We start from the raw sequence: 3,903 nt of genomic DNA on the forward strand, positions 1-3,903 counted from the left end.
GTCTCCCATCCCATGCCCCGTACCAAAAACCAACATGCCGGTAGTTACCGCACGCTGCTGGTCAGTTTCGCTGTCGCCGCCGCTTTGACCGGGATCCTTACCACGGCTATCGCCCTGCGCGCGCAGATCGAGGACCAGCCACGTCCCGCCCCGATGCCCGTCACCACCACCGTCTTCGAACTGCAGCAGGGCTACACGGAGGCGCTGCGCCTCACCGGCCTGGTGCAGGCGCAGTCCCGGGCGCAGCTGGCCTTTGAAGTCCCGGGGCTGCTGGTGCAGCTGTCGGTGCGGGAGGGCGAACCCGTAGTCGCCGGAGCGGTGCTCGGCCAGCTGGATACCCGGCAACTGGAAGCGCAGCGTGCGGTCGCTGCCGCGGACCTGGCCAGTGTCGAGGCGGATCTGGAGCTGGCGCGCCTGCGCAGCGCACGCAGCACCAGTCTGCGGGCGACTGGCGCCATTTCGGCGCAGGACAGCGATGAAGCCCGGCTGGCCGCCGAGGCCCTGGCCAGCCGCCGGGAGGGCCTGCAGGCTCGCCTTGCCAGCCTCGATCTGGATCTGGAAAAGTCGACCCTGCGCGCACCCTATGCGGGTGTGGTTGCCGCCCGCCAGGTCGATCCCGGCACGGTACTTGCGGCAGGCACGCCGGTGCTGCAGCTGGTTTCCACCGGCTCCCTGGAGGCGCGCATTGGCGTTCCCGCGGAACATCGGTCACAGCTCTCCGCGGGCTCGCGCTACCCGCTGCAGCTACGCACCGGCACGGTACAGGCGACCCTGGCGGCGGTCCGGGCGGACCTGGACCCGCGTACCCGCACTGCTCTGGCGGTGTTCGACCTGCCGGCCACCGCCACAGCCCTGGACGGTGAGATCGCCACCCTGGTGCTGGCACAAACAGTTCCGGCAACCGGAGGCTGGCTGCCGATCAGCGCCCTGCTGGAAGGGGAGCGCGGCGCCTGGACCGTCCTCCGCCTGGATCGACGGGGCGACGGCGCCACCATCGCCGCGCGCGAGGCGGTGGAAGTGCTGCACATCGACGGCAACCGCGCTTACGTCCGCGGCAGCCTGCAGGCGGGCCAGCGGGTTATCGCCGACGGCATCCACCGCATCGCCGCCGACACCCCAGTCCAGCCGCTGGAGTCCTGACATGCTCGCCCGCATTCTCTACAACAACGGCCGCTACTTCACGCTCCTGGTGTTGGTGATTCTGGTGGTAGGTATATTCAGCCTGCGCTCGATCGCGCGCCAGGAAGACCCCACCATCACCAACTTTGTCGCCACTGTTACCACCGTCTATCCCGGCGCCGACCCGGCCCGGGTGGAGGCCCTGGTTACGCGACCACTTGAGGATGAGCTGCGCCAGATTGCCGAGATCGATGAGCTCAACTCCACCTCCGCCAGCGGGATATCCAGCCTGACCATCAGCCTGGTGCAGACCCTGTCGCCCGAGGACATTGAGCGCAGCTGGTCGGAAATCCGCGATGCGCTCGATGACGCCGCTGCAGGCTTTCCCCAGGGCGCCGGTGCTCCGGTGTTCGACGATGACCGCCTCAGCGCCTACACCATTATTGTTGCCCTGCGGGCGCAGGAAGGCACCGACGTACCGCTTTCACTACTCAATCGGGTGGCCCTGGATTTCGCCGATGCGGCGCGCAATTTCAATGGTACGGAACGGGTTGATCTGTTCGGTGAGCCGGAGGAAGAGATTCGCGTGGCAATCGACGAGCAGGCACTGATTAGCCGCGATCTGGGCCTGGCCGAGGTTGCCGCCGCCCTGCAGGGCGCCGACCCGCGCGCGGCCTCCGGGCGCAGCAGCGGTGCCGGCAACGACTTCCTGATCGAGATTGACGGGGAATTTGGCAGTACTGCGCGGGTGCGGGAAGTGGTCCTGCGCACCGACACCGCTGGCGGTGCAGTGCGCCTCGGGGACATCGCGCGGGTCTACCGGGCCCAGTCGACCCCGCCGACGTCGCGGGTCCTGGTCCAGGGCAGCGAGGGCATCCTGGTGGGTGTGGCCATGCTCGACGGCATGCAGGTCGACCGCTGGACCGGGGATTTCGGCCGCTTCGTTGAGCAATACCGCGGCCTGTCACCCCGGGGAATCAGCCTGGAAATCAGCTACGACCAGAGCGTCTATACCATTGAACGGCTGCAGAGTGTGGCGAACAACCTGGCCCTGGGCGTGGTGTTGGTGTTGCTGGTCCTGCTGTTCACCATGGGCTGGCGCGCGGCCGTGGTCGTGGCCTGTATCCTGCCTCTGTGCTCCCTGTTTTCGGTGGCAGTACTGTACGAGCTGGGAATCGCCATCCACCAGATGTCCGTCACCGGGCTGGTGGTGGCTCTCGGCCTGTTGGTGGACGGCTCCATCGTCATGACCGACGAAATCCGCAAACGCCTGGTGGACCACGGCGACAGTCCGCTGTCGTCAATCACCGGGGCCGTGTCGAGGTTGCGGGTTCCCCTGCTCTCATCCACCGCCACTACGGTGCTGGCCTTCATGCCCATGGTGATCCTGCCCGGGCCATCCGGCGACTTCATGGGCTCCATTGCCATCGCCGTGGTGGTGATGCTGACCGGTTCGCTGTTGCTGGCGCTGATTGTCACTCCGGTGCTGGCGGCGTGGCTCCTGCCCCGCGGCCTGCGGCGGGCGGGCCACTGGTGGGAGATGGGATTGCAGAGCGGCCGCTCGGGCCGCCTGCTGGTCCGTGCCCTTGACTGGTCCCTGTGCAACCCCGGCAGCTCGGTGGCGCTGGCGCTGGTGCTGCCGCTGACCGGGTTCCTCAGTTTTTCGACCCTGACCGCGCAGTTTTTCCCCGGCACCGACCGCGACCAGATGTACCTGCAGGTGAAGTTGCCGGATGGGCGCTCCATTGATGATACTGCCGCCCTGGTCAAACAGCTGGATGAGCAGTTGCGGGGAGATCCGCTGGTGCGGCGGGTGGACTGGACAATTGGCGAGAGCGCTCCAGCATTCTATTACAACATGTTTCGCACCCGGGAGCGCATCCCGAGCTGGGCCGAGGCCCTGGTGTTGACCACCGACCCGAAACAGACCGATGAACTGATCAGGCGCCTGCAGCGGGAAGTGGACAGGGGCTACCCCGAAGCGCGGATCATCGTCCGCGGCATCGACCAGGGGCCGCCGGTGATGGCGCCCCTGGAGGTTGAAATCTATGGCGACTACCTGGATGTGCTGCGGGACCTGGGCGAGCAGTTCCGGCTGCGCCTGGAGCAACTGCCCGATGTCACCCACACCAACACCAGCCTCGTCGCCGGGGCGCCCAAACTGGTATTCGAAGCCGACGAAACCCGGCTGCGGCTGGCCGGGCTGCAGCGTCGCGACGTCGCCGCAGCGCTGGACGCGGCCCTCACCGGTATTACCGGGGGCGAGGTTCTGGAAGGTACCGAGCGCCTGCCGGTAAGGGTGCGGCTGGAGGAAGCGGACTGGGGCAGCGCCGGCCAGATTGCCGCCCTGCACCTGCCGCTGCGCAATGGTGCCGGGAGTGACGCCGGGCAAGACGGCATTCCCGGCGTGGCCCTGCAGAGCCTGGGCCAATTCGCCCTGGTACCCTCCCGCAGCCCTATCAGCCGCACCCGCGGAGAGCGCACCAATACCGTACAGGCCTACCTCACCCGCGGGGTGCTACCCGAGGAAGCCCTGAACCATCTGCGCGAGGACCTGCAGGCCAATCCCATCCCGCTGCCGGAAGGGTACCGCTACGGTTTCGGCGGGGATAGCGACGAGCGGGCCAGCGTGGTCGCCGACATCCTGGCGCCGATGGGGATGATCATCGCCCTGCTCATCGCCAGCATCGTCCTCACCTTCAATTCCTGGCGCCTGTCCCTGGTAGCCGTGCTGGTATGCATTTGCTCCACCGGCCTGAGCCTGCTGTCACTGGCGATCTTCCA

Annotated in this window: 2 protein-coding genes; both read left to right on the top strand. The window is 67.3% G+C overall.

The genetic code is table 11. The annotated features are described in order from the left end of the window. The coding region (locus RJQ10_RS08260) for an efflux RND transporter periplasmic adaptor subunit (protein ID WP_350145487.1) at positions 1-1,140 on the top strand (1,140 nt) is incomplete at its 5' end. 1 nt (position 1,141) lies between these two features. Beyond that, positions 1,142-3,903 (top strand): efflux RND transporter permease subunit (locus RJQ10_RS08265; RefSeq protein ID WP_350145489.1); only part of this gene is annotated, 2,762 nt, incomplete at its 3' end.

Origin of the sequence: Haliea sp., from assembly GCF_040222615.1 — a bacterium.
Lineage (GTDB): Bacteria > Pseudomonadota > Gammaproteobacteria > Pseudomonadales > Halieaceae > Haliea.